The following is a 25,625-nucleotide window of genomic DNA, read 5'->3' as shown; positions in this document are numbered from 1 at the left end:
AAACTTATCACTAACGTACATTAGTTTTAGTAATTACAATAGACACCCTAATAAAGAATGATAAAGGATTACTATGCGTCGTAATCAAAGCTTAATAGATGAAGAGGTCACTTTTGAAGAACATCAAGAGTTAGTTTCAACGACCGATCTTCGAGGTGTTATTACCTATGCCAATCATGAATTTTGCAGTATTGCTGGCTATGAAATGGATGAACTCATTAATAAAAACCACAATATCGTTCGCCATCCTGATATGCCTAAAGCGGCATTTAAAGAGATGTGGGACACCTTAAAGCAAGGGCATTCTTGGCGTGGTGCTGTAAAAAACTTATGTAAAGATGGCCGTTACTATTGGGTTGATGCATTTGTAACACCTATTTTTGAACATGGCCAATTGATTGGTTATCAGTCTGTGCGTGTAAAACTCTCGCAACATGCAAAACGCAGAGCGCAGAAGCTGTATGCCAAAATTAACGCTAATAAGTCACTATTTAGCTGGCGTGAGCACACCTCACTCAGACAGAGCTTGAGCATAGCCGGTGTTTTAGTTTGGTTAGCTAGTGTCGCTATTTGGGGGTCAATCGCAATTGCAGCGGTTAACTTGGTGGTGTGTATTATCATTTTAGCTTTAAATTATGATGAGCTAATAGCAACACCTGCAACTCTAAAGCAGCAAAAAAGCCAGGCAGATTCGGTGTCTCGTTATGTATTTAGTGGTTCACACCCTCACAGTATTAGTGATTACCGAGAGCAAATGCTTTGCGCTAAGTTAAAAACGGTACTCGGTCGTGTTAAAGACTCAACCTTGAGTTTTAATACCATTGCCCAAGGCTTAGATCAGCAATCTACGCTGACCGAACAAGGTATTTCTTCTCAGGGAACCCAGCTTGAGCAAATAGCCACAGCAATGTCACAAATGAGCACCACCATTGGTGAAATTTCTAATAATACCAATGATACCGCAGATAAAGTGGGGATCACCTATCAAAGCTGCTCTGATATAAAAAGTCATATTGCCGATAACAGCAAAATGGTATCTGACTTAGCCATGCAAGTTGAGCAAGCGGCAACCACAGCCACAGGGCTGGCCTCTGAAGCTGATAAAATTGGTCAGGTAATGAGTGAAATAGAAGGTATTGCAGAGCAAACTAATTTGTTAGCACTGAACGCCGCGATTGAAGCTGCCCGTGCTGGTGAGCATGGTCGAGGTTTTGCGGTGGTTGCTGATGAAGTACGCGCATTGTCCTCACGTACTCAAAACGCCACAGCACAAATTCATAGCTCCATTAAAGAGATTCAAGACACCTTGTTCAGCTGGTCTAAAATCATGCAGAGCACAAAACAACAAGCCGATGACTGTGTTAACACCACAGGGCAAACACAACAAGAGCTAGATAGTATTTTCATTCAAATTAGTGAAATTTCACAACTTGCTACCGACATCTCAGCCGCCGCAGAGCAACAACAAGTGGTAAGTCGAGATATTGGCTGCAATGTTGAAAAAATTAAAGGCTTGGGGGATGACAATTTACAGCTTAGTTATAGCGTAGCGCATGGCGCTGCTGAATTGGTCGAAGGGTCACGAAAAGTAAATGATTTACTGCTTACCTTTAAAGTTTAATCCACTCCTTTGAATCAAAACAAAAAAGCCGCTATTTTCAGCGGCTTTTTGCTGTGCTTCAGATTATCGGCTAGTAAACTCTAAGCCCTCACCACTTGCATCAATAACAATGATGCAGCCTGGTTGAAAATCATTATTAAGCAGCTTTTGTGCTAACGGGTTTTCAATGGTCTGTTGTATTGCACGCTTAAGTGGGCGAGCGCCATAAACCGGATCAAAACCACTGGCAGCAATCCGCTCAAGCGCAGCATCCGTCAATTCAAGTAAATAGCCCATCTCAGTTAATCGTTCACGCAATTTACTTAACTGTATATCTGCGATTTCTTTAATATGACTATGTGCAAGTGAGTGGAACACTACTGTTTCATCAATACGGTTAATAAATTCAGGCCTGAACTCATTATGCAGTACACCCATTACCTTTGCTTTAAGCTCGTCATAGTCATTACTTCCCGATTGCTCTTGGATAATGTCTGAACCTAAGTTAGAGGTCATAATGATAACCGTATTTTTAAAATCAACAGTACGTCCTTGACCATCAGTTAAACGACCATCATCAAGAACTTGTAATAAAATATTAAACACATCTGGATGCGCTTTTTCTATTTCATCAAGCAAGATAACCGAATACGGCTTACGACGAACGGCTTCCGTTAAGTAGCCCCCTTCTTCGTAACCTACATAACCAGGAGGAGCACCAACTAAACGCGCCACTGAGTGTTTTTCCATAAACTCAGACATATCGATGCGTACCATGGCACTTTCGGTGTCAAACATATAGCCAGCCAATGCTTTCGTTAGCTCTGTTTTACCCACCCCTGTTGGTCCTAAGAATAAAAATGAGCCTATCGGACGATTCGGATCAGCAAGCCCTGCGCGAGAACGACGAATGGCATTAGCCACCGCAACTACCGCTTCATCTTGCCCTATCACTTTATTGTGCAACTGCTCTTCCATTTGCAATAGTTTTTCACGCTCACCTTGAAGCATACGTGCCACCGGAATGCCGGTCCAACGTGATAAAATTTCGGCTATTTCGTCTTCGCCCACTTGGTTTTTAAGTAAGCTCATTTCTTGCATTTCGGCTTGCGATGCTAAATCAAGCTTACGCTCAAGCTCGGGTATACGGCCATATTGCAGCTCTGACATACGCTGTAAATCGCTTGCTCTGCGTGCCACTTCTAAATCAAGTCGTGCCTGTTCAAGCTCAGCTTTAATGACTTGCGTACCTTGCAAAGACGCTTTTTCGGCATTCCATACTTCATCGAGTTCACGGTATTGCACCTCAAGCTCAGTGATCAGCTCAACCATTTCTGCACGGCGCTTTTGACTCGCCTCGTCTTTTTCTTTAGCCAAGGCGTTATCTTCAATTTTTAACTGAATGATACGACGCTCTAACTTATCTAAGGCTTCAGGTTTTGAATCAATTTGCAGTCGAATAGAAGAGCCCGCTTCGTCAATTAAATCAATTGCTTTATCAGGTAATTGGCGATCACTAATATAGCGATGTGATAACTGCGCTGCAGCAACAATTGCCGGATCGGTGATTTCCACTGAGTGATGTAATTCGTAACGCTCTTTTAGACCACGTAATATAGCGATAGTATCTTCAACCGATGGCTCTTCAATTAATACTTTTTGGAAACGGCGCTCAAGTGCAGCATCTTTTTCAATGTATTTACGATATTCATCTAAGGTCGTTGCACCTACGCAATGAAGTTCACCACGTGCTAATGCAGGTTTTAACATGTTACCCGCATCCATAGCGCCATCACTTTTACCAGCGCCAACAATGGTATGAATTTCATCAATAAACAAAATCACTTGGCCTTCTTCTTTGGCCAATTCATTTAAAACTGATTTTAAACGCTCTTCAAATTCACCTCGGTATTTGGCCCCAGCAACCAACGCGCCTAAATCAAGCGAGAGTACGCGCTTGTTTTTTAAGCCCTCTGGCACTTCCCCATTAATAATACGTTGCGCAAGCCCTTCGGCAATCGCGGTTTTACCCACCCCAGGCTCACCAATTAACACAGGATTGTTTTTGGTGCGGCGTTGTAATACTTGGATGGTGCGACGAATTTCATCATCACGGCCGATTACAGGGTCAAGCTTACCTTGCTCCGCCCGCTCAGTTAAATCAATAGTGTACTTTTCAAGTGCTTGACGAGTTTCTTCAGCATTAGGATCATCAACTTTTTGACCACCGCGAATTGCTTCTATGGCAGTTTCAACTTTGTTAGCAGTGATATTAAGTGCTTTAAATACACTGCCAAGCGGCCCTTTATCTTCACATGCAACTAAAACAAACAGTTCGCTTGAGATATATTTATCTTTGCGTTTTTGGGCATACTTGTCACACAGATTAATAAGTGAAACCATGTTGTTTGACAATTGCACATCGCCACCAACACCTTCCACTTTAAATAACTTTTCTATCTCTTGAGATAGTTTGGTATTGAGCTCGTCAATACTAATGCCCATTTGTGCAAACAAGGCACGCACACTTGAACCACTTTGCTTTAATAAAGCATACATAAGGTGAACGGGTTCAATAAATTGATGATCGCGACCTAGCGCTAATGATTGCGCATCTGAAAGCGCAGACTGAAATTTACTTGTAAATCTATCTAAACGCATGGGGGTTTACCTATAAAAAAACGAATTACTTTATAAATGGGTATGTTAGCGGATTTGTTCAAGGTATTGAGGGAAAAATAATCACTTAATAGTAATTTACTTGCGCCAGATCAAACTTGCCATACGACCGGTTTGGCCGTCACGTCGATAAGAAAAAAACTGATTTTTTTGAGAGAACGTGCAGTATTCACCACCACTAATATTCACAACACCCCGTTGGTTTAGCAAAATACGCGCTATGTAATAAATATCAGCTAAATATTTATCGTTATTTTGAGGTTTAAACGCATCATGCAAAGCTGGATTGTTGGCTGTAAATGTTGCAACGACCTCTTGGCCGACTTCAAATTGGTCAGCCCCTATTGCAGGACCTAACCAAGCATGTAAGTTCGTTGGTGCATGCTTAAAATAGCTAACTGTATTATTAATGATTCCTTGCGCTAACCCTCGCCAACCGGCGTGAATTGCAGCCACTTCTTGGCCATCGCTTGAAGTAAGTAAAATAGGTAAACAGTCAGCGGTCATTATAGCTAAAGGTTGGTTATATAATTGCGTGTAAAGCGCATCCCCCGTCAGAGTTTGGTTAAAATCAAACCCTTCATCCACTCTAATTACATCAGCGCTATGAACCTGATTTAACCAAACAGCAGGATTAGGTATGTAACTATTTACATGCGCTCGATTGGTTAATACATCTTGGCTGTTATCACCTACATGCAATCCTAAATTCAAGCTATCAAATGGAGGCTTTGATACGCCTCCATCCCGTGTAGTACTCAATGTGCCTACACCCTGAATAGATTGCCATGTAGCTGATAAGCCAGACATAATTAACTAGCTATGTCTGGATTTGCTTTTGTATCTTCACGCAGTGCTTGAGTCATCTGAACCATATCATCAGGGATAGGTGCTTGCCAGGTCATCATTTCACCGGTAATTGGATGAGCAATGCTTAATTTAACAGCATGGAGCGCTTGACGCTTAAAGCTACGCAGTAACTCAAACAGCTCAGGCGTTGCTCCTTTTGGTGGACGAGGACGACCGCCATAAGATTGATCGCCAATTAATGGGTGGTTTAAGTACGCCATATGCACGCGAATTTGATGCGTACGTCCGGTTTCAAGGCGTAAACGCAAACGAGTATGAGCACGGAACTTTTCTGCCACACGGTAATGCGTAATCGCTGGTTTACCCATTTCATGAACTGCCATATGCGTACGCTGAGTTGGATGGCGGCCAATCGCTTTTTCAACCATACCACCGGCAGTCATAGTACCATTACATAACGCTTCATATTCACGTGTGAAATTTTCGCGCTTTTGTAAGGCTTTCACCAGGTGAGTTTGTGCCTGAATCGTTTTCGCGACAACCATTAAACCTGTGGTGTCTTTATCTAGACGATGCACTATACCCGCGCGTGGCACGTTGATAATGTCTGGAAAATGATGAAGTAACGCATTTAACACCGTACCGTCAGGATTGCCTGCGCCCGGATGAACCACTAATCCCATTGGTTTATTGATAACTAAAATATCATCGTCTTCATAAACGATGTTTAATTTGATATCTTGTGCTTCGTATTCACGAGGTGCTTCTATTGTTGTTTCAACAGCCACAACTTCACCACCGAGTAATTTTTCACGCGGGGTGTTGAAAATTTCGCCATCAACGGTGATTTTATCATCTAAAATCCACGTTTTTATCCGTGATCGTGAATAATCAGGGAACAATTGTGCTAATACTTGGTCTAGACGTTTACCACCTAAGTCTGTTGGGACCTCGGCTTGGAGAGATATTTGCTCTGACATTAGTAACTTTACCCAATTTACCAGTGCAAGCTTTGCTTGACTGGGTTAGAATCGCTTTTAATAAAAGCATAACATAATACGCATAGTTTACTCGGTTTTACCCACTTGGCCTAGCCGAAGACATCGAAGGTAACAAATAAAATGATAAATAAAATAGGGAAACGTGCATTCGCCATTGTTTTTTCAGTTTCAGTGCTTAGTTTAGGAGCTTGTTCGTCTGCGCCTGACCAAGAAGATATTCAACGAGTACCAAACAGATCAGCACAAGCACTATACGAAGATGCAAAACAAACGCTTGATTCTGGTTTATACGCACGTGCAATTGAGTTGTTAACGGCAATTGATTCTCGCTACCCGTTTGGCCCGTTTTCAAAGCAAGTACAAATGGATTTAGTGTATGCACATTACCAATCAGGTAATACAGAGCAAGCACTGGCGACAATTGACCGCTTCATTCGCTTAAACCCAAACCACAAAGATTTAGATTACATGTATTACATGCGTGGCTTGGTTAATATTAAAGCTGATAAAAATGCTTTCCAAGAATACTTTGGTGTAGATAGAGCAGACAGAGATGCTAAACGCACCCGTGTTGCTTATACCGACCTATCAACCTTAGTTAAACGTTTTCCAGAAAGTGACTATACGCCGGAGGCAAAACGTCGTTTAGTTTGGTTATTAAACCGTATGGCTCGTTATGAGCTGAAGGTTGCAACTTACTATTATGAACGTGAAGCCTATTTAGCAGCTGCGAATCGCGGCAAGTATGTGGTAGAGCACTACTCACAAAGTAGCTACCTTGATGCAGCATTAGCCATGATGGAAAAAAGCTACGATAAGCTTGGGTTAACTGAATTAAGTGATAATGCAGCGCAAACACGCAAATTTAACAGTAGAAATAAATAACACAAAAAAGGCGCTACTTTTAAATTAAAGTAGCGCCTTTTTTATACTCAAGACAACGATTATATTGCGTCTTCATCTTCTTCTGCGGTACGAATACGAACAACACGCTCTACCTCAGTGACAAATATTTTACCATCACCAATTTTACCTGTTTGTGCGGTTTTAACAATCACATCAATAGCACGTTCTACATCTTCATCACCAAGCACAATGTCCAGCTTTACCTTAGGTAAAAAATCAACCATATACTCTGCACCACGGTATAGCTCAGTGTGGCCTTTTTGACGCCCAAACCCTTTTACTTCACTTACTGTCATACCCGTAATACCAACATCAGAAAGTGCTTCGCGCACATCATCGAGCTTAAACGGTTTAATGATTGCTTCTATTTTTTTCATATTAGTTACTTTTGAAAGCCTCAGTTGCCTCGATTTTAGACAATCATGAGGTTCATAGCAAACAAAGTGATTGAATAGCACAGGTGAAAAATAATCATGGTATGATTATTTTAATAAAAATAACTATACTAGGGTCTGTTGACCTTTCAACATCATCGAGTTAATGAGATTTATATGAAAACCAAGCATACAGGATTTACTCTATTAGAGTTAATGGTTACCGTTGCTATTGTTGCGATAATAGCGAGTATTGCAATATGGAATAGTAGCGATATGCTGGAAGAAAACCGAGGCGAAAACTTTTTATTGGAGCTAAAGCGTAATATTAGTTTTGCGCGATCACAAGCAGCTAGTACTGATGAAATCGTGGTTATTTGTGCAGCTCAGCATTCGGAGGTTAAAAATAATGATGATAGTATGCAATGCCGAGCAAGGTGGGATGGTAATAAAGTTATTATTACCTTTATTGATGCAGATAATGATGGTCAATATAATTCCTCATCTGACAGCTTAATTCGCGTTATGGAAAAAATTAACCTTAATGATAAGGTAACATTCACAGCTGGAGATAGACGAATACGGTTTAACACCAGCGGTCGTATCACCACTAAACCTGGAAATTTTATTTTTTGCCCTAATGGTACTAATGAAAATAATAAAGGGTTAACACTGTCTCAATCAGGGACTGCTTTTTATATAGGTGACACAACTCAAACCTGCAGCTAAAAGCCATTTCATACTTTGTCGTTTTTTGATTATTTACTAAACTAATATAATGGACTGTTCAATGTAAGGCTTCAGGGATGAAGTTAATTATAAGTGTTCACAAAAACGATGGCGTTACGCTAGTAGAATTGCTAATAACCATTTCAGTTATAGCAATACTGAGCCAACTCTCTTTATGGTTTGTTCCTGATTTCTTGGCGCTCAATCGCGCTGATAATCAGGTGAATTTATTACACCGAAATATTAATTTAGCACGTCTTTATGCTATAGAGCATGGCAGCTACGTAACTCTTTGCGCTTTAAAAGATAAACAATGTTTAGATGGTGAGTGGCACACGGGTGTGTCACTATTTACTGATAATGACAAGTCAACATCTTTGGATAATGACGAACGTCTTATTAGTACCTTTGAACATACCCATCCCTCTGATAGCTTAGAGTACCCTCGCACTGCAATAACTTTTAGACCTGACGGCTCTTTAAATGGCTTTCAAAACGGTACTTTTATCTATTGCCCTAATAGCGAAAAAGCAAGCCTTGAAGGGCTTGCTCTTTCTATAAGTCAAACAGGTCGTATACGGATAAAGTCCACAAATAGATGCAAAAATAACTAACCTGAACTCTGGTTAAGAGATTTACTAATATATTGGATAATAGTGATAGCTAGGTTTATTTCCTCTAGCCAGAGACTCACAGTGAAAACAAGGTGGATTTTCGCGTCAATAGCTGGGCTATTGCAAGTAAATTCAACGCCATTAGCGCTAAAAGCAGCTACTTGAGATGGGTATATAATCCAGAGTAAGGTTTACCTGCATTATCTACCCCAACAATAATTTATATCTGATTTACCTTTGGTCCCTTTAGCCCCTTTTAAGCCTAAGTCATTAATAGACAGCTCAGTACAATCAGCATCCCCTTTCACCGCTCCAGCGATGGGTTTAGCTGTAATTGTAAATTCATTGCTATCAACCACATTGATTGCCAACTCAAAATGCCCGTTTTCAGTTTTACTTTGAATACCTAAGTCGCTAAACGAAGTCGAATAAACTCGGTTATCTACAAAGTATTGCTCTTGCTTATTTGCCGCATCTAACAGCGCAGATGCAGCTTCCGCGCGTGATGCCCTTTTTACATACTCACTGTAATTCGGCAGTGCAATTGCGGCAATAATGCCAACAATCGCAACTGTGATCATTAACTCAATTAATGTGAATCCTTGTTGTGTCTTGTTCATATACAGCCCTTAATTGTTTATTTCGTCGTTTTCTTCACGCTTATAAATATATGTTTGCTGCGTTTTAAAGCCAAAACCAATGGGCTCTTTATCATTAACCAACTTGATTGTACCGTCAACCACTTTTAAACCAGGTCCTGTAATTTCTACAGGTTTAAGAGGGTTTTCGGCTTGCTCACCTTTTATTCCAGGGCCAATTAGAAAAAACTGACTTTCTTCGATAACGTCTTCTTCTGGATTATCATCACACTTTCCATCACCGTTCGAATCGGTACAAGAGTTAGTTGCACCAAAATAAAGCTGTGGTGTATCGGGTACGTCATAACTGGTTGCAAATTTGAGCTGATCATACACTTTTGTACCATAATGCAAATGAAACGCATAAAGCGCACCACCGCCCCCACTTAAAGAACATTGATTCTCTACAACGGCATCAGATGCTGGCGTGAAAGAGGTAAAATAAGCAACCCCACCAACAACAGTAGCTGCAGCTAATGACTTTTCACCTTTGGCTAATTCATAGCGCCACCCTTTCTTTTTTGCCAACTCAGCTTCAACAAGATTAAAACCATCTATGTCATCTAGAGTATTACCAAACGGGTCATCGTTCATAATCATTAAGTCGGATGGTTTAATTGCAGCAGGCGCATTGATTTTAAATGAGCGTGTCAGCGTATTTTCATCACGAATCATAAACAATTGATCTTGCTCATTTGTATTCGTTGGTTTTGAACGATTACCACTGCCAATAACAACTGCATCATAAGGAGTATCTAAACGGGTAATAACTTTATCACCGTTGATGGTCGTCTCCGTTACTTTACTAAACAAGGTACGCGCAATCAAAGGTTTATAAAAGAAGCGTCTATCTTGGGTATTTTGATTGCTACCAAGCTCTGCAAGTTTGAAATGGCTGAACTCGCTGCTATCTTCTCCTGGCATATCAATGCGCCAAATATTACCACCGGTATCTGAAGCATAAATTCGGTCAATATAGCCGTCATAATCTGAATCAAGCGTAGTTAAATCAGCGGCAATGCTATGCTTACCTTTAAAACCATTGCTATCTGGGGTTAACGCCCAAACTAAACTGCCAGTTTTTGCTTCAACAATATAAATGCCCCGGCCGCTGGTGTCCTCAGACCTAATTGCGGCGTCTTTATTAATATCGTAACCAGCACCAAATATGAGTAAAGGTTTATTACCAAAAGCTTTAATATAAGCTATTTGCGGTTTTGACCATGTTTGTGCTAATTCCGTAAAGTCGCCTTTGCCGCCTTCAATTGGTTTGCTCCAAAGGCGCTTTGGTTGATTCGGATTTGTAATATCTAAGCCGTAGTAATTCTTGCCACCACGGCGCATACCAGCAAAAGCCCAAACAGCATCTCCTTTACTAGCATCTATAATACCGTCATTTAAACCTTCGCTATTTAAACTCTTATTACTAAAGTAAACACTTATAGGGCCGTCCATACCATATACTTTACTATCCGCTTGTTTATTTCTGAGTGGTTTAATAATGTCAAATAATGCTGAAGGTATAAACGCCCAGCTTTCACTTACAGTCTCACCAGCATCTTTAAACATGTGTAAAAACCCAGCATTTGTTCCTATAAGAATTCGTATATCATCATTGCCATAGTCGATGGCAATAGGTTTTGAATGTAATGGGTCGCCAAAAATATCAGATCGTTGATCTTGTGATGAACCATCTTTATCCTCATCATCAACGTCGACCCCTCTTGCCCAATTCACATCTTGACTAGATAGGGACAACGGGTTATTAGTAACCCCGCTAAGAATGTCACTAACAACCGAAGTATTAAAACTAACAACAGAGCCTTGATTCTCCGTAAATAAATTACGAGCAAGCGGATCTATCGTGCTTAAATAATGATTCACACCACCTTGTGCAACAGCATTACCGTCAGCGGGTTGGCCTGCAGGAAGCCAAAATGTTTTTGCATCTTTTGAAATTAAACCTTCGCTATTAAGAGCAGGCTTGTTAGTTGCGTCAACAATCTGACTACCTGAGACTTTTAACTTTTTGAGGTTGCCACGCCAGCGCGCACCTGTTTCTGGATAAAACATTGCAAAATAAATAGCATCACGGCTTCGAGTTTGATCTACGTTATTACTGGCCACTGATGGCGATGAAAAACTATCGTTTACTTCACGAATACGAGAAATCGTATTTTTGAGTGCGTCTGATAATTGTGCTGCAGTATTTGCATGTAAATACTGTCCACCGCCGTAGTTTGCTGTCTCAGTAAGTAGGTTCTTTCCTGAGTTGCTCATACCCGTACCAAAACCAATAGGAAATACACGTCCAATATCAAGCACATTATTGGTTTTGCTATACAAATCAACTTTTACATCATCTGTACCATGGATAATTTTCGCCAGTGCTGCTAAATAACTATTACTAACAGCAGGTGCATTTTCAGAAAAATAGTCATTATGGAGATTATATATATCATTATTTCTGTTGGAGTCGTTTGTAGGGTCACCGTCCGTCATTAAAATAATGTTGATACTATTATCACAACGTAATGGCTCACCCGCTACAGGGGCAAAGGGTGATTTATAAACTCCTGATGACTCTGCGGTAAAATCTCGATTATTAGTATTACCTCCATAGTAAACGTTTTGGCCTGTTATATATAAATACGCTTCCCACAATGTTTCAGTTAATGGGGTTGATCCGCTGGCAGGTAGCTCATCAACTTTATTTAGCAACGTTGATTTTGCAGCACCAACTCTGGCTAGTACATACCCACCATTACTACCATTAAAGCGCATTAAACCAAATTCGATATCATCATTATCGTTCACTAACTGTGTAATCGCATTTTGTGCAACTCTTAAACGACTATCACTACATGTGGCTTCATAATTGTAGTAACTAGTTCTTTTGTAACATTGCTCATTTCGTTTATAGCTATCTTTACTTTCAAAGCAATCAACCTCGTAATAACTATTACCGCTTCTTTTATAGCAGGCATTGCCATCGTTTACATCCCAGGCCATACTGCCCGAGGTATCAAAAATCATAATAACACGTGGCTTTTCATTAGTTTCCACATTGTGGTTAACATAGAGCTCTATGTCTTCACCATTCGCTGATAAACTAATTAATACACAAAATATAGAAATGAGTACTCTCTTTAACGTAAGTTTCATTTTAAATCCCCTTACTTATGCTAGCCATCTCTTGGGCTACGCCGGTCACAATTGTAAGCTGGTGCTTACTTTTAGAGCCATATTCTATGGTTGTTGAAACTTGTACCATGTTGCATGAGATACCAGCAGTAAAACTAAAACGACGAGGGCATTCTAAATCGAGTACACCATTGTTTAAATTAATCATATTGCTTTTCATATCATCACGTTCAGCCATAACAATACCCTTGTCTGAAACTTCTTCAGGGGTCAAAAAGAACTGATTAGCAGCTCCTTTACTGACTTCGTCAGCAATTATGCGCTGCACTTCACCAATTAGTTGGTTTTCTGCAACCTCGCGCTCTTGGGCTGCGTTGGTAATTTTAATATCAATACTACTACTGCTCATTAAAGTAACCGCAATTCCTGTCACTGCTATGACCATAATAAGCGCTGTAATAAGTACAACGCCCTGTTGTTTATTTTTCATCTGCGTTAAATACGCCATAAATTTGCACCCACGTTATTTAAACGAATAGTCGTCGTGAAAACAGTTCGTCTGAAATTATCTGAAAAAGTGAGAGTGCGACTATTAGCATCTTCCCCTAATACGTACGTTTGGTTCTTAATTTTAAGACCTGGATCAGGCTGCAATGCTCTGATCAATAAAAAAACTTGTACTGTTAAAATGCCTTTACGATTTTCCCAGTCACTGACATTCATATCATTGATGCTTTTGTATGTATCAACACGGCTGTCGCTGGTAGTATCTAGACCAAAAACAAAACGCATATTTTCCACGCCTTCCATTATGGTTTCAGTGTTTATAGACCCTCCCACCAAACGTTTTCGCATTAGTGCAGGTACAGTAAGGCTCTTATTATTTACCGTATAAGTTTGCTCTGAAATATAATAGCTGTGATGACTATACGGCCATACCGACGCATTAATATTTATGCTAGTAGGGTCAACAACACCTCGCTCAAAGCGAGCACTTTCTTGCTCAGCAATAAAATAATTCTCATCACTTTGCGTTTCATTAACACCTGCGGCATCCACTTCTAGTTGGTTTCCTTGTAAAAACTTAACCTGTAAAATATCAGTGCCTGCTAAAGGGTTATTAACGCAATTAAGTTCACTTGAACTAGTAGCTGTTTTTGCATAAAGCGTTTTAAAGTTACTGCTGCTGGTTAAATCAGGAAAGCTACCGTTATTGAGACCTTCAAAACAATCACCTGTAGGATTCGACAATGATGATGTGTTTATAACGGTGAAAGAATCATCATAAAATGTTCCCCAAAAACCAACCTGCTCAATATCACGTTGCATAATATTTATAGCTAAGCGACCTGATTCTTGTAACTCACCTATAGTCATTGTGTCTTTGGTGGTTACTTTCATACCGATATAAGTAAACATTACCCCACCCAAAATTAATCCCCCTATAAATAGAGATATCATCATTTCAATGAGTGTAAATCCTGTTTGCTTCATTTTAGCTCCTAACATATACATAGCTATTAAGCACGACTAAGCGACGTTTTTTATCTGCAACACCACAGCTAATTTTACCTGTGGCCTCACTCGCTTTAAATTCTTGGCGACCCTGCCAAGAAACAATAACCTCTATGTTATATGCTTTCCCCCCAGACCCCCCTACAACTTCAGGGTTAATACACACAGTTGCCCCATCAAGTGATCCGGTATTCTCTCGGGCTCGGATAGCACGTTTCCATTGCTCGATATCTAAACTAGCTATTTGTGCGTTACTACAAGAGCTTGTAAAACATGTTTTAGACGGTTTCTTAGTGGTTTCACTGGTAAACTCTACATCATAATGGGTCGCGAGTTGCGAAGTATCGTTTGCTCGAATACGTTGAATAATATCATTACCAAGCGCAACAGCAGCAGCACGTTGCATTGAATCAAAACTTGCTTGCTTTGCTTTTGCTTGTAAAGCCACCGCACCGAGTAAGCCAAAGCTTAAAATAATGAAAGCAATCAGAACTTCGATGAGAGTAAAGCCCTTTTGAAACTTAAATACAGTCGAGAACATACTTAAACCAAATAATAATTATCTAACAATAAGTGTATGCAATTAAAAATTAGATTCAACTAGAACCATGACTAACGGTTAATTATGTTGATAAGCGGTTAATGGGTAGGTGTATTAAAGTTCGCTTTTTACGCTTTTGAGTGCTCGACGACTTACAGCTAAAAAAGCGCTACAGCCTTGTAGCTCAATAACATGTTGATGGTTTTTAAGCGTATGTAGGGCAATGATTTTGTTCTTATTCACCAAAGTATGTCGATGAATTCTTAATAAATGATGCGGGTATTGCATTTCAAGATGCTTTAAACTGTCCTCAATTAAAGCTTCCCCTTGATCAAACACAACCTTGGTATACTTTTCCTCTGCGTTAAAATAAAAAATACTCTCTATTTCAATACTTCTGATAGTGCCGGCCAGTTGATACGTTACTTTTTCTGTATGTTGCTGTTGCAGGTGTACTCTGTTTAAACGTCCTAGCTGTTGTAATGCATGTTGCAAACTTTTTACTGATATAGGTTTTACTAAATACCCAGCTGCATTTAGTTGCAGTGCATCAAGTGCATGCTCAGGGTGAGCGGTTATAAAAATAATCGCAGGGGGAACCGCCAAGCCATTGAGTTGATTAGCCACTTCGATGCCATTTAAGCCTGGCATGTCAACATCTAAAAACACTAAATCAGGCTGAAGCTCTTCTATTTTCATTAAAGCGTCATTGCCATTATCGGCCTCACCTTGCACATGAAGGGATGTATGGCTTTGACCAAGTAAACGCTTTAAGCGTGCTCTTGCTAAGGGTTCATCATCTACAATCAGTACATTCATAACATGTTCTCTGTTTGTTTTGGGATAACCACTTTAACTCTAAATTTATTTTCTTTGTTGGTTATAGTCAATTGCGCCCGACCTTTATAATAAATACTTAAACGAGAACGGATATTATCAATTGCCATACCGTTATGCTCTCTAGTATTAGCAGTTTCAGTAGGTACAGGGTTAGTTACAATCAAGGTTAAATAATGTGTTGTAACATGCAACTCAATACTAATGGTAGCACCACTTTGGCTGGGCTCTACACCATGACATACTGCGTTCTCTACCAAAGGTTGTAATGTTAGATATGGAATATAGAGCGCAGGGAGGTTTTCTGGTAATAACCACTCAACCTGTAAACGCTCTGCAAAACGCCATGATTCAAGAGCAATATATTGTTTAGTTAATATTATTTCATCACTGAGTAATACACTTTGCCCTGAACGCATTGCAGCTTGCGAAAGCGCTGCTAATGCCAAAATAGCATTCTCAGCAGCTTCAACGTCATGATGCGTTAATTCTGCTGCCGTATTCAAACTATTATATAAAAAATGGGGTCTGATCCGCGCCTGCAAGGCATCAAGCTCCGCTCGAGAGAGTGCTTTGGCTTGCTGTTCTTTTTCAAAATGAATAAGCAAAAATTGTACAAAAAGTAAGGTAAGCAAAAATACAATAATGCAATTACGTAACACAAAAAACGTAAGTTGTTTTTCGTTTTCTATATCAAAAGCAATATGAGAAAAAGCCAGACTAAATAAAGCAGTGCTCAGACTATATACAGCAATAAAAAAACTAAGCTGAATAAACTGAGGCTGTTTTGCAAGAAATCGCCGGCAAATGTATAAAAAAGAGGTACTGACTAATACTGTTACATGAAGAAATAAACTAATCTCTCCCAAGTGCAGCCATATGTCACCGCCAGCATTAGGAGCAAAAGCTAAAATAATAGCCACGACTTGTGTTACTACGAGGGATGCAAGTACACCACGCTCATTAAAAAGGGCCGAAAAAAGTAGTGCATCTGGTGTCAGTTGCTTACTCATTCGGCCCTCCTTTTATCTATTAATAGACTAACGCAGCTCTACTGGTACAGCAAAAACGATGTTTTCTTCTTCACCTGGGTTCTCGGTTACTTGCGTGCCACCAAGCTCTTTTAAACGAGTAATGACTTGCTGAACTAATACCTCAGGAGCTGAAGCACCGGCAGTCACACCTACACTATTGATACCATCAAACCATGATGCTTCAACATTACTAGCATCATCAATTAAATAGGCTTGCGTCCCCATTTTATCTGCCAGCTCTCTTAAGCGATTAGAGTTGGAGCTATTTTTAGCACCCACAACTAATAACACATCTACTTTATCAGCTAAATCACGAACCGCATCTTGACGGTTTTGCGTTGCATAACAAATATCATCTTTACGTGGGCCATCGATTGCAGGAAATTTACTACGTAAAGCATCAATCACATCGGCAGTATCATCTACAGATAGAGTTGTTTGGCTGCAGTAAAAAAGATTATCCGCATTTTTTACATCAAGCTTTAACACATCATCAACCGTTTCAACAAGGTAAATACCACCTTGCTCGTTATCGTATTGACCCATAGTACCCTCAACCTCAGGGTGTCCGTGGTGACCAATTAAGATGCATTCAATACCTTTTTTACTAGCACGCGTTACTTCCATATGCACCTTAGTCACTAACGGACAGGTTGCATCAAATACTTTTAACTCTCTGCGTTTAGCCTCTGAGCGAACAGCCTGAGATACACCATGAGCGCTGAAAATAACAATGCTGTCATCTGGAACCTGATCTAGTTCTTCAACAAACACGGCGCCGCGATTTTTTAAACCATCGACTACATAACGGTTATGCACCACTTCGTGTCTTACATAGATTGGTTTTTCAAAAATATCTAAAGCGCGCTCAACAATACTAATTGCGCGGTCAACACCGGCGCAAAAGCCTCGTGGATTAGCTAGTAATATTTCCATTAACCTTGTACCTCAATAATATCAACCTCAAACGTTAAACGTTGACCCGCTAAAGGGTGGTTAAAATCGATAGTGACAGACTCACCTTGCACTTCACGAACCAGGCCTGGAAGCTCAGTACCATCAGGTTGAGTAAAGGCAATAATCGCCCCTACTTTAGCCGGTGTTTCTGCACCAAACTTACTACGATCTACATAATAAATATTATCTGGATTAGGTTGACCAAAGGCATCTTCAGGCTCAAGTTCAAATGTTTTGCTTTCACCCGCAGTTAGGCCAAGCAAACATTTTTCAAAGTTAGCGGTTAAGCTGCCATCACCCATAGTGAGCTTGGCAGGTTTGTTATGCACTTTTGTTGAGTCAGCGGCAGAGCCATCTTCTAGTTTAATAGAAAAATGAAAAATAACGTCTGAGTTTTCACCAATTACAGCTTGGCTCATGCTTTATGCTCCTTTGGTTCTTCGCCTGTAAAGGCGTCAAATAGTAATAATGCAGCGCCAATACAAATAGCACAGTCTGCAATATTAAATACGGGGAAATGTGAGTCTTCGTAAAACACATGTAAAAAATCAATAACGTATCCATAAGCAACACGGTCGTATAAGTTACCGATAGCACCCGCTAACACTAACGAATATGCACCGCACAATACTTTATTAGACGCAGGAAGGCGCTTTAACCACCATATCAACAAACAACTAATTGCGATTGCTATTACACTTAAAAACCAGCGTTGCCAGCCACCCGCTTCGCTTAAAAAGCTGTAAGCTGCACCGTAGTTATGTACATAAGTGATACTAAAAATAGGCAGTAGATTAATTGACTCACCATAAGCCATGGTGTTTACAACCAGTGTTTTACTGGCAAAGTCTATTACTAGTAGTAATAGACTCAACCAAAGCCACACTAAACCACTTTTTTGGGTTAGTTTGCTCACTAAAAACAACTCCTAAGCGAATTGACGCTTTTCACCTTCACCGTCAACGTTACTTACACAACGACCACAGATTTCAGGGTGCGCAGGCTCAACGCCTACATCTTCACTATAGTGCCAACAACGCTCACACTTTTTAGCCTCTGTTGCTGATACGCTAATGTATAAACCTTCAATTTCGGTTGCTTGTGAGTCTGCAGGCTGGCTCTCTACTTCAGTAACATTTACAGCTGAAGTAAGTAACACAAAGCGAAGTTCATCACCTAGTGCGGTCAGTTTTGCTGCAAGTTCTTTACTTGCAAACAAGTTAACTGTTGCTTGTAATGTAGCGCCAATCACTTCTTCTTTACGTGCAGCTTCTAGCAGACGGTTTACTTCGTCACGCACATTTAAAATTGCTTGCCAATCTTCATTACTAAACTTGGTCGTAGTTGGCGCTTGTAAGCCCTCATACCAAGTTGAAGTAAATACATAGTCACTGCGCTCACCTGGAAGTGCTTCCCAAATTTCTTGTGCTGTAAAGCTCATGATTGGTGCCATCCAACGCGTCATCGCTTCAGCAATGTGGTACAGCGCGGTTTGACAAGAACGACGTGCATGACTGTCGCTTTTTGCCGTGTACTGACGATCTTTTATAACGTCTAAGTAGAACGAACCAAGCTCACCGGTACAGAAGTTCATTAGCTTTTGCGTTACTAATAGCATTTGGTAGCTATCGTACGCTGCTAAAATGTCATCTTGTAACTGTGCTGCGCGCCCTACAATCCACTTATCAAGCTCAACCATATCATCCACAGCAACTTGATCCGTTTTTGGATCAAAACCACTAAGGTTAGCAAGTAAGTAACGGCTGGTGTTACGAATACGACGGTAGCGATCTGCTGAACGTTTGAATATTTCATCTGATACCGTCATTTCTGCCGTGTAATCAGTTGATGCTACCCATAAACGTAAAATATCAGCACCTAGTTTATTCATCACATTTTGTGGTGAAATAACATTACCTAATGACTTAGACATTTTGCGGCCGTTTTCATCAACCGTAAAGCCATGCGTTAGCACTTGTTTGTAAGGTGCATGACCATTTATTGCCACTGAGGTCATCATTGATGACATAAACCAACCACGGTGTTGATCTGAACCCTCTAGGTATAAATCAGCAGGACCGGTTAAATCTTCACGCGCATCAACAACACAGGCATGAGTTACACCTGAATCAAACCACACATCGAGTGTGTCTTGCACTTTCATGTATTGTTGTGCGTCTTCTTCACCTAGTAAAGTAGCTGGCTCTAGGTCATACCATGCTTGAATACCTGACTTTTCAACAAGCGCTGCTGCTTGCTCAATCAGCTCTTGAGTATTTGGGTGTAATGCACCCGTGTCTTTATCAACAAACAGCGCAATAGGTACACCCCAAGTACGTTGGCGTGAAATACACCAATCAGGGCGGCCTTCAACCATGTTGGCAATACGGCTTTCGCCCCATTCAGGTAACCATTGGGTATTTTTAATTTCAGCCAGTGAGTCTTGGCGCAAGTTAGCCTGATCCATGCTAACAAACCATTGTGGTGTGGCACGGAAAATAATAGGTGTTTTATGGCGCCAGCAATGTGGGTAGCTGTGCGTTAATGCATGATGATGCATTAGGGCATTATTTTCTTTTAATACCTCAATTACACTCGCATTGGCTTTAAACACATGTTGACCGGCAAATAATTCAGTATCAGGTAAGTACACACCGTTTGCGCCAACAGGGTTAGCTACTTCAAGATTGTACTCAAGACCTGCCACGAAATCTTCTTGACCATGACCTGGTGCAGTATGCACGATACCCGTACCAGAATCTGTTGTTACGTGCTCAGCAACAATAACAGGAACATTAAGGTCATAAAAAGGATGTGCTACGGTTAAGTTTTCAAGTGCTGCGCCTTTAACATAGCCAAGGATATGGAAATGGTTAAAACCAAAACGATCCATCGCATCTTTAACCAGCTCAGAACCTATAATAAGACGTTGCTGAACGCCTTCATCTTCTACTTGTACTAGCGCGTATTCTAAATCAGCATGCACAGCTACCGCACGGTTTGCTGGCAAAGTCCATGGTGTCGTAGTCCAAATGACGGTTCCTACGCTACCTGTTCCTGTATGGCCAGCCGCTAAATCAAACGCATTAACTACCGCATCTTGATCTGTAAAAGTAAAGCGTACATCAATAGCTGGAGATTGTTTATCTTGGTATTCAACTTCGGCCTCAGCTAATGCTGAACCACAATCTGTACACCAATGCACAGGCTTAGCACCTTTATGAAGGTGACCATTTTTTATAATGCGGCCCAGTACACGAATGGCATTAGCTTCAAAGTCAAAGTTCATGGTTAGGTAAGGTTTATCCCAATCACCAAAAACGCCTAAACGTTTAAAGTCTACTTTTTGGCCTTCCACTTGCTTTTTAGCATAGGCACGACATTTCTCACGAAACTCTGCCGCAGTTACCTTAACACCGGGTTTACCGACTTTTTTCTCAACCATTAACTCGATTGGTAAACCATGACAGTCCCAACCTGGTACGTATGGCGCATCAAAGTCTGATAAAGTTTTAGACTTAACAATAATATCTTTTAATATTTTATTTACTGAGTGGCCTAAATGGATATCGCCGTTTGCATACGGAGGGCCGTCATGCAAAATGAAAGTTTTTTTACCTTTCTTCGCGCTGCGAATTTGACCGTATAGGTCGTCTTCATACCATGCTTTAAGCATTTTTGGTTCACGTTGTGCCAAATTGCCACGCATTGGAAACATTGTTTCCGGTAAATTCAAAGTATGTTTGTAGTCGCTCATTAATCCTACTTTCCGTTTCTATCGGCTACCTAATTTTAAACCAAAACACTGCTTAGCGGCGGCAACATCGGTTGCTATTTGTGCCGTCAGTTGTGTTAATGTCTCGAATTTTTTCTCATTGCGGAGTTTTTCAATTAACTCCACATGCATAAATTGTCCATAAATATCTTGTGCAAAATCAAAAAGGTGAACTTCTAATAAGGCACGAGTTCCATTAAACGTGGGTTTGTTTCCAATGTTAGCCACCCCAAAAACTTTCTTTCCTGCGATCATCACTTGAACCGCAAATACACCATTGACCGGACAAACTTGACGTTTTAGTGCAATATTTGCCGTTCTAAAACCCAGTTCGCGGCCTTTTTTCCAGCCATGAATAACACGTCCAGATATTGCATAATTATGCCCAAGCATAACTTTTGCACTAACTAAGTCACCTTCAGCAAGCGCTTCTCGTATCAAGGTACTGCTTACTCTAGCATTTAATTGCCTAAAGCTGGCAGTGCTTTTAACACTCATTCCCACTTGGGTGCCCATAGTTGCCAATAGACTAAAGTTACCTTGGCGCTGTTTACCAAACCTAAAATCATCACCAACCGTTAATGCTTTAACGCCCAGCTTTTTAATTAAAATATCGCTAACAAACTGCTCAGCATGCATGTTTGCAAAAGCCTGATTAAAGCTAATACAAATAACGCGTTCAATTCCTAAGTTACTCAATAGACGAAGTTTATCACGCAGTCGAGTCAGCCTAGCCGGAGCGTTACTCTTTGCAAAAAACTCCTGTGGCTGAGGCTCAAATAACATTACAGTGCTGGGTAAATTATTTTCTTTTGCATCAGCTAAAAGCCCTTTTAATACGGCAGCATGACCCAAATGAACACCATCAAAATTACCAATGGTCAGCACACAACCAAAGTGTTGTGGACGTATATTGTGTATACCTCTAATTAACTCCATGCCACCTAATGCCTTTTTCAGCGAGCGATAAAATGCGACCTCGGGCCGCAGAGTGTCCGATTATAATCTTTTTTTTAATTTGATTCAGTAATTGCTACACTTTTTATCGTATTTAGTCTAACACCCATCAAAAACAACATAAAAAAGTAACTAACAATCGCAATAATTAATAACACAACCAATAACATAACTTGTTCGCTAAAGTGCCAACTAACCCAGTCATATTGCCTACTAGTAAACCAAACCAATGCGCCCATTGTTATACTTGCCAACAAACACTTCAAAGTGAAGTAGCCACTCATGCTGGAAAACTGATAAACATTCTCTTTTTTAAGCTGTCGATACAGTAAGTAGGCATTACAACTTGCCGACATTGAGGTTGCCAGTGCCAAACCTAAGTAGCCAATAAATGGTGCCAGCATAATATTAAACACCATATTTAGTACCAAAGTAATAATACCAATGCGTACCGGTGTTTTAGTATCTTGCCGAGAATAAAACCCAGGCGCGAGGACTTTAATTAACATAAAACTGACTAATCCTACTGAGTAGGCAACCACCCCTAAGCTCACCGCCTTAACATGATCGATGCCCGCTTCTTTGAAAGCGCCATGATCAAACAGCACGGTAATAATAAGTGGGCTTATAATCATCAATCCTATCATTGCTGGAAGCCCTAAAAAAATCACAAACCTCACTCCCCAATCTAGGGTATGTTGAAAGTCGCTACTTTTTTTACTGCTGTGTAATTTTGACAGCGCAGGTAAAATAACCGTCGCAATACCAATGCCAAATAAACCAAGTGGGAATTCAATCAGTCTATCTGAGTAATACAGCCAAGCGATAGAGCCTGTCATCAATAATGAAGCTATTACCGTATCGAGTAATAAGTTAATTTGACTAATTGATACACCAAATAAGGCTGGGAGCATTAACTTGCGTACTTTTTTCACATTTTCATCTTGCCAACCCCAGCGCGGGCGCGCTAGCATTTTTGCTTTATACAAAAACGGCAGTTGAAATAATAGCTGTACCACGCCTCCTAAAAACACGCCAACAGCTAACGCATAAGCGCCTACAGAAAACTGATCATGTAGTAAAATGGCACAACTAATAATAGATACATTGAGTAAAACCGGGGTAAAAGCCGCAACGGCAAAACGATTATAAACGTTCATCACAGCGCCACTGAGCGCCACAAGGCTTACAAAAAACAAATAAGGAAAAGTCAGTTTTAATAGCGAACTGGCAAGCTCAAACTTTTCTGCGTCAGGGCCACCTTGCCACCAATCAATAAACCAACCAGTGCCGAATAAAGCAGCAATAACAGGTGACGCTATCACACCAAAGAGCGTCACTATCAGTAAAATAGTGCCTAACGTGCCGGCGGCTTGGGCAACAAATATTCTGACCTTCTCATCGCCTTGCTGCTGTTTAATTTCACTTAATACCGGTACAAATGCTTGCGCAAAAGCCCCTTCGGCAAATAAACGGCGTAAAAAATTAGGAATACGGTTAGCAAATAAAAATACATCGGCCGCAGCGCCTGCGCCCAACAAGTTAGCTACGACGGCATCTCGTACTAGCCCTAAAATACGCGAGATCATTGTCATTGCACTTACAATCATCCCAGAACGAAACAAACCTTTTGACACTATGAATCCATATTAAAAATCAGCAATTAAGTTAATTATGCCATAGTCTTTTTTATAAATCGCTTTAAAGCACTAGGCTGGAACCCCTTGCTTTGTTACAATAGCGCTATTAACTGCTAAAGCGGCAAATTGATGTTCGTTATAAGGAGCAGTTTTTCTTGGATTGTTAAAATTAAATTGACATTCATGATAAAAACAGGCATATTCCACGGCCTTTAATTTAAGCTTTATTTAAGATTGTTAGGAGCAAACCTTGGCTAACATCAAGTCTGCAAAAAAACGCGCTATCACAAGCGAAAAAAACCGTCAGCACAACGCAAGCCGTCGTTCAATGATGCGTACTTACTTCAAAAAAGTAATCGTAGCTATTGAAGCTGGCGATAAAGAAGCTGCACAGCAAGCTTTTTCTGTTGCTACACCTATCCTAGACCGTTACGCAACTAAGGGTCTAATCCACAAAAACAAAGCTGCTCGTCATAAGAGCCGTTTAGCTGCTAAAATTAAAGCGCTATAATTTGTTTTTGCAAGATTAAAAAAACCGGCTTTTGCCGGTTTTTTTTTGCCCAAAATAAATGCGCCTATTAAACGTTATCAAGCTCTGGGTAAAACTTTTTCAACATCGCCGCAATTTTCTTTGGAGAAAATGGCTTAACTACAAATCCTTTAGCCCCTCTATCTATCGCATCCTTCACATTTTCAACGCCTGAATGAGCCGACACCATCACCACGTTTGTCTCTGGTGATAACTCATTAATTTGCGCAATAAGCTCTTTACCGTCGCCATCAGGTAGTTCTATATCTAAAAATATAATATTAAAATTGGCTGCACGACACTCGCTAATGCACTGCGCGGCCGTTGACGCCTCTTTTACATTCTCTATCCCTAAATGCATCAATGTTTGACTGAGAAAGCTACGCACCGTGCTAACATCATCAACTATTAAAATAGATAGCTGCGTATTCATATATAATCCTTATAGGCTAAAGCCATGTCTGCGAAATTGGTGATTTGCTTAAAATACAAATATTTACTTTATTATAGAGAGCTAAGCTAAAAAGGCCAGATTTGCTTTATGTCGAAAACCACAAAAAAGAGTCGCCGCAAAAAAAATAAAACGATTACTGTTAAACCTACATCCACTAATAAGCTTGCAAACCTTGGCTCACAATTAAAGCCGCAATCAAAGAACACTAAGCGTGATATCAAGCTGGCCCTGTTTTTTATTTTCACGATATTATTACTTATACTTGTTTTAATACCAAAGCCAAGCTTACTTACTTATAAAAAATCATCTATGGTAAGCCAAAGTGTGTATTGGCCAGGGGTGTTTTCAAGCGAACCAAAACTATTGGACTCAACCCTTCATCCGCGACTTGATACGCAGCGAAGAACACTTTATTTATGTATTGATTTACAGCAGCCGCAAAGCTGCCAAAAATATCGAATTATTGCTGAAGAGGGAATATTTTCAGTATTACTCACTTACTTTTAACATTAAAAAAACTAATCTGAAAATTTAAAATTACTTGGTTGAAAGCTGTGCAAAAGATCAACATAATGGCGCTCCTTTTTTCAACAACTGAACTATTGAAACGACCATGCTAAACGAGCTAGATTGGCTTTTAAATACATTACTACTTGCACTAGGTTTAGGTGCATTCTTTATTAACCAACTGACACTGCTTCGCGTTGCTGCGATTAGTGCTTGTGGTTTGTTATTCCTATCATTTAGCTTAGATCTTATGTCGTCGAGTATTATTTCAAATATGAGTTTAGTTTTGATCAACACATTTTATTTGTTTAAAGTTTATACATTTGGACAATTTACTGTATCTCAGCACTAATTACTTCCCCTTAGAATATTTTATAGCCCAGT

General features: G+C 40.2%; 25 protein-coding genes. 7 read left to right on the top strand and 18 right to left on the bottom strand.

Annotated features, from left to right (window positions below):
* Positions 1–73 precede the first annotated feature (73 nt).
* Positions 74–1,621: a methyl-accepting chemotaxis protein gene (locus ACNSN3_RS04085; RefSeq protein WP_010391294.1), complete on the top strand. Its 1,548-nt coding sequence runs from the start codon at positions 74–76 to the stop codon at positions 1,619–1,621.
* A 63-nt stretch (positions 1,622–1,684) separates the two neighbouring features.
* Here the strand turns inward: ACNSN3_RS04085 and clpB are convergent, their stop codons facing one another.
* From clpB to rluD, 3 genes are all read right to left on the bottom strand, one after another.
* Entirely contained in the window at positions 1,685–4,261 is a 2,577-nt protein-coding gene (clpB, locus tag ACNSN3_RS04080) for an ATP-dependent chaperone ClpB (RefSeq protein ID WP_055011720.1), read from the bottom strand.
* A gap of 96 nt (positions 4,262–4,357) precedes the next feature.
* Positions 4,358–5,089, bottom strand: coding sequence for a peptidoglycan editing factor PgeF (pgeF, locus tag ACNSN3_RS04075; protein WP_010391292.1), 732 nt, complete (start codon positions 5,087–5,089; stop codon positions 4,358–4,360).
* A 2-nt stretch (positions 5,090–5,091) separates the two neighbouring features.
* A complete protein-coding gene (gene rluD, locus ACNSN3_RS04070; protein ID WP_010391291.1) occupies positions 5,092–6,069 on the bottom strand; it encodes a 23S rRNA pseudouridine(1911/1915/1917) synthase RluD in 978 nt (325 codons plus the stop codon).
* 141 nt (positions 6,070–6,210) lie between these two features.
* Between rluD and ACNSN3_RS04065 the strand changes: the two genes are divergently transcribed.
* Positions 6,211–6,975, top strand: a complete 765-nt coding sequence (locus ACNSN3_RS04065) for an outer membrane protein assembly factor BamD (RefSeq protein ID WP_418608620.1) — start codon at positions 6,211–6,213, stop codon at positions 6,973–6,975.
* Positions 6,976–7,034: 59 nt separating this feature from the next.
* On the opposite strand, the gene ACNSN3_RS04060 is transcribed toward ACNSN3_RS04065, so the two are convergent.
* Positions 7,035–7,373, bottom strand: a complete 339-nt coding sequence (locus tag ACNSN3_RS04060) for a P-II family nitrogen regulator (RefSeq protein WP_008114445.1) — start codon at positions 7,371–7,373, stop codon at positions 7,035–7,037.
* 174 nt (positions 7,374–7,547) lie between these two features.
* On the opposite strand from ACNSN3_RS04060, the gene ACNSN3_RS04055 reads away from it, so the two are divergent.
* Positions 7,548–8,099 carry a GspH/FimT family pseudopilin gene (locus ACNSN3_RS04055; protein WP_010391289.1) on the top strand — a complete coding sequence of 184 codons (552 nt, stop codon included), beginning with the start codon at positions 7,548–7,550 and terminating at the stop codon, positions 8,097–8,099.
* 77 nt (positions 8,100–8,176) lie between these two features.
* Positions 8,177–8,713 (top strand): GspH/FimT family pseudopilin, encoded by a 537-nt coding sequence (locus tag ACNSN3_RS04050; RefSeq protein WP_010391288.1) that lies wholly within the window; start codon positions 8,177–8,179, stop codon positions 8,711–8,713.
* Positions 8,714–8,913: 200 nt separating this feature from the next.
* Here the strand turns inward: ACNSN3_RS04050 and ACNSN3_RS04045 are convergent, their stop codons facing one another.
* The 13 genes from ACNSN3_RS04045 to murJ all read right to left on the bottom strand — a co-directional run bounded on the left by ACNSN3_RS04045 (position 8,914) and on the right by murJ (position 23,706).
* Positions 8,914–9,333 carry a type IV pilin protein gene (locus ACNSN3_RS04045; RefSeq protein WP_248527712.1) on the bottom strand — a complete coding sequence of 140 codons (420 nt, stop codon included), beginning with the start codon at positions 9,331–9,333 and terminating at the stop codon, positions 8,914–8,916.
* 9 nt (positions 9,334–9,342) lie between these two features.
* Positions 9,343–12,516, bottom strand: a complete 3,174-nt coding sequence (locus ACNSN3_RS04040; protein WP_055011716.1) for a pilus assembly protein — start codon at positions 12,514–12,516, stop codon at positions 9,343–9,345.
* 1 nt (position 12,517) lies between these two features.
* Positions 12,518–13,003, bottom strand: coding sequence for a hypothetical protein (locus ACNSN3_RS04035; RefSeq protein ID WP_055011715.1), 486 nt, complete (start codon positions 13,001–13,003; stop codon positions 12,518–12,520).
* On the bottom strand, positions 12,991–13,989 hold the full coding sequence (locus ACNSN3_RS04030; protein ID WP_010391281.1) for a PilW family protein: 999 nt from the start codon (positions 13,987–13,989) through the stop codon (positions 12,991–12,993). The genes ACNSN3_RS04035 and ACNSN3_RS04030 overlap by 13 nt, the downstream gene beginning before the upstream one ends.
* A gap of 1 nt (position 13,990) precedes the next feature.
* The gene (pilV, locus tag ACNSN3_RS04025) at positions 13,991–14,551 is read right to left on the bottom strand and encodes a type IV pilus modification protein PilV (RefSeq protein WP_010391280.1); all 561 of its coding nucleotides are present in this window, start codon (positions 14,549–14,551) and stop codon (positions 13,991–13,993) included.
* Between the two features lie 114 nt (positions 14,552–14,665).
* On the bottom strand, positions 14,666–15,370 hold the full coding sequence (locus ACNSN3_RS04020; protein WP_055011713.1) for a LytR/AlgR family response regulator transcription factor: 705 nt from the start codon (positions 15,368–15,370) through the stop codon (positions 14,666–14,668).
* Positions 15,367–16,401 carry a sensor histidine kinase gene (locus ACNSN3_RS04015; RefSeq protein ID WP_138621439.1) on the bottom strand — a complete coding sequence of 345 codons (1,035 nt, stop codon included), beginning with the start codon at positions 16,399–16,401 and terminating at the stop codon, positions 15,367–15,369. Before ACNSN3_RS04015 ends, ACNSN3_RS04020 begins: the two co-directional genes overlap by 4 nt.
* Positions 16,402–16,428: 27 nt before the next feature.
* On the bottom strand, positions 16,429–17,358 hold the full coding sequence (ispH, locus tag ACNSN3_RS04010) for a 4-hydroxy-3-methylbut-2-enyl diphosphate reductase (RefSeq protein WP_054202112.1): 930 nt from the start codon (positions 17,356–17,358) through the stop codon (positions 16,429–16,431).
* The gene (fkpB, locus tag ACNSN3_RS04005; protein WP_010391275.1) at positions 17,358–17,798 is read right to left on the bottom strand and encodes an FKBP-type peptidyl-prolyl cis-trans isomerase; all 441 of its coding nucleotides are present in this window, start codon (positions 17,796–17,798) and stop codon (positions 17,358–17,360) included. Before fkpB ends, ispH begins: the two co-directional genes overlap by 1 nt.
* Complete coding sequence (lspA, locus tag ACNSN3_RS04000; protein WP_075170606.1) at positions 17,795–18,295, bottom strand: signal peptidase II; 501 nt, start codon at positions 18,293–18,295, stop codon at positions 17,795–17,797. Before lspA ends, fkpB begins: the two co-directional genes overlap by 4 nt.
* 12 nt (positions 18,296–18,307) lie before the next feature.
* A complete protein-coding gene (ileS, locus tag ACNSN3_RS03995) occupies positions 18,308–21,136 on the bottom strand; it encodes an isoleucine--tRNA ligase (protein ID WP_418608619.1) in 2,829 nt (942 codons plus the stop codon).
* Positions 21,137–21,154: 18 nt separating this feature from the next.
* Positions 21,155–22,093, bottom strand: coding sequence for a bifunctional riboflavin kinase/FAD synthetase (ribF, locus tag ACNSN3_RS03990; protein ID WP_418608618.1), 939 nt, complete (start codon positions 22,091–22,093; stop codon positions 21,155–21,157).
* 74 nt (positions 22,094–22,167) lie between these two features.
* The gene (gene murJ / locus ACNSN3_RS03985; protein WP_041709107.1) at positions 22,168–23,706 is read right to left on the bottom strand and encodes a murein biosynthesis integral membrane protein MurJ; all 1,539 of its coding nucleotides are present in this window, start codon (positions 23,704–23,706) and stop codon (positions 22,168–22,170) included.
* A gap of 295 nt (positions 23,707–24,001) precedes the next feature.
* On the opposite strand from murJ, the gene rpsT reads away from it, so the two are divergent.
* Positions 24,002–24,262: a 30S ribosomal protein S20 gene (rpsT, locus tag ACNSN3_RS03980; RefSeq protein WP_008114420.1), complete on the top strand. Its 261-nt coding sequence runs from the start codon at positions 24,002–24,004 to the stop codon at positions 24,260–24,262.
* A gap of 67 nt (positions 24,263–24,329) precedes the next feature.
* Here the strand turns inward: rpsT and ACNSN3_RS03975 are convergent, their stop codons facing one another.
* Positions 24,330–24,713, bottom strand: a complete 384-nt coding sequence (locus ACNSN3_RS03975; RefSeq protein ID WP_008114419.1) for a response regulator — start codon at positions 24,711–24,713, stop codon at positions 24,330–24,332.
* 108 nt (positions 24,714–24,821) lie between these two features.
* Here ACNSN3_RS03975 and ACNSN3_RS03970 point away from each other — a divergent pair, with 108 nt between their 5' ends.
* Positions 24,822–25,241: a hypothetical protein gene (locus ACNSN3_RS03970; protein WP_139336328.1), complete on the top strand. Its 420-nt coding sequence runs from the start codon at positions 24,822–24,824 to the stop codon at positions 25,239–25,241.
* A 106-nt stretch (positions 25,242–25,347) separates the two neighbouring features.
* Complete coding sequence (locus ACNSN3_RS03965; RefSeq protein WP_008114416.1) at positions 25,348–25,593, top strand: hypothetical protein; 246 nt, start codon at positions 25,348–25,350, stop codon at positions 25,591–25,593.
* Positions 25,594–25,625 lie beyond the last annotated feature (32 nt).

The sequence above is a fragment of the Pseudoalteromonas sp. US3C1004 genome (assembly GCF_048401065.1).
Lineage (GTDB): Bacteria > Pseudomonadota > Gammaproteobacteria > Enterobacterales > Alteromonadaceae > Pseudoalteromonas > Pseudoalteromonas undina.
The sequence above is the reverse complement of the archived record's forward strand: the minus strand, read 5'-3'. Positions and strand labels throughout refer to the sequence as shown.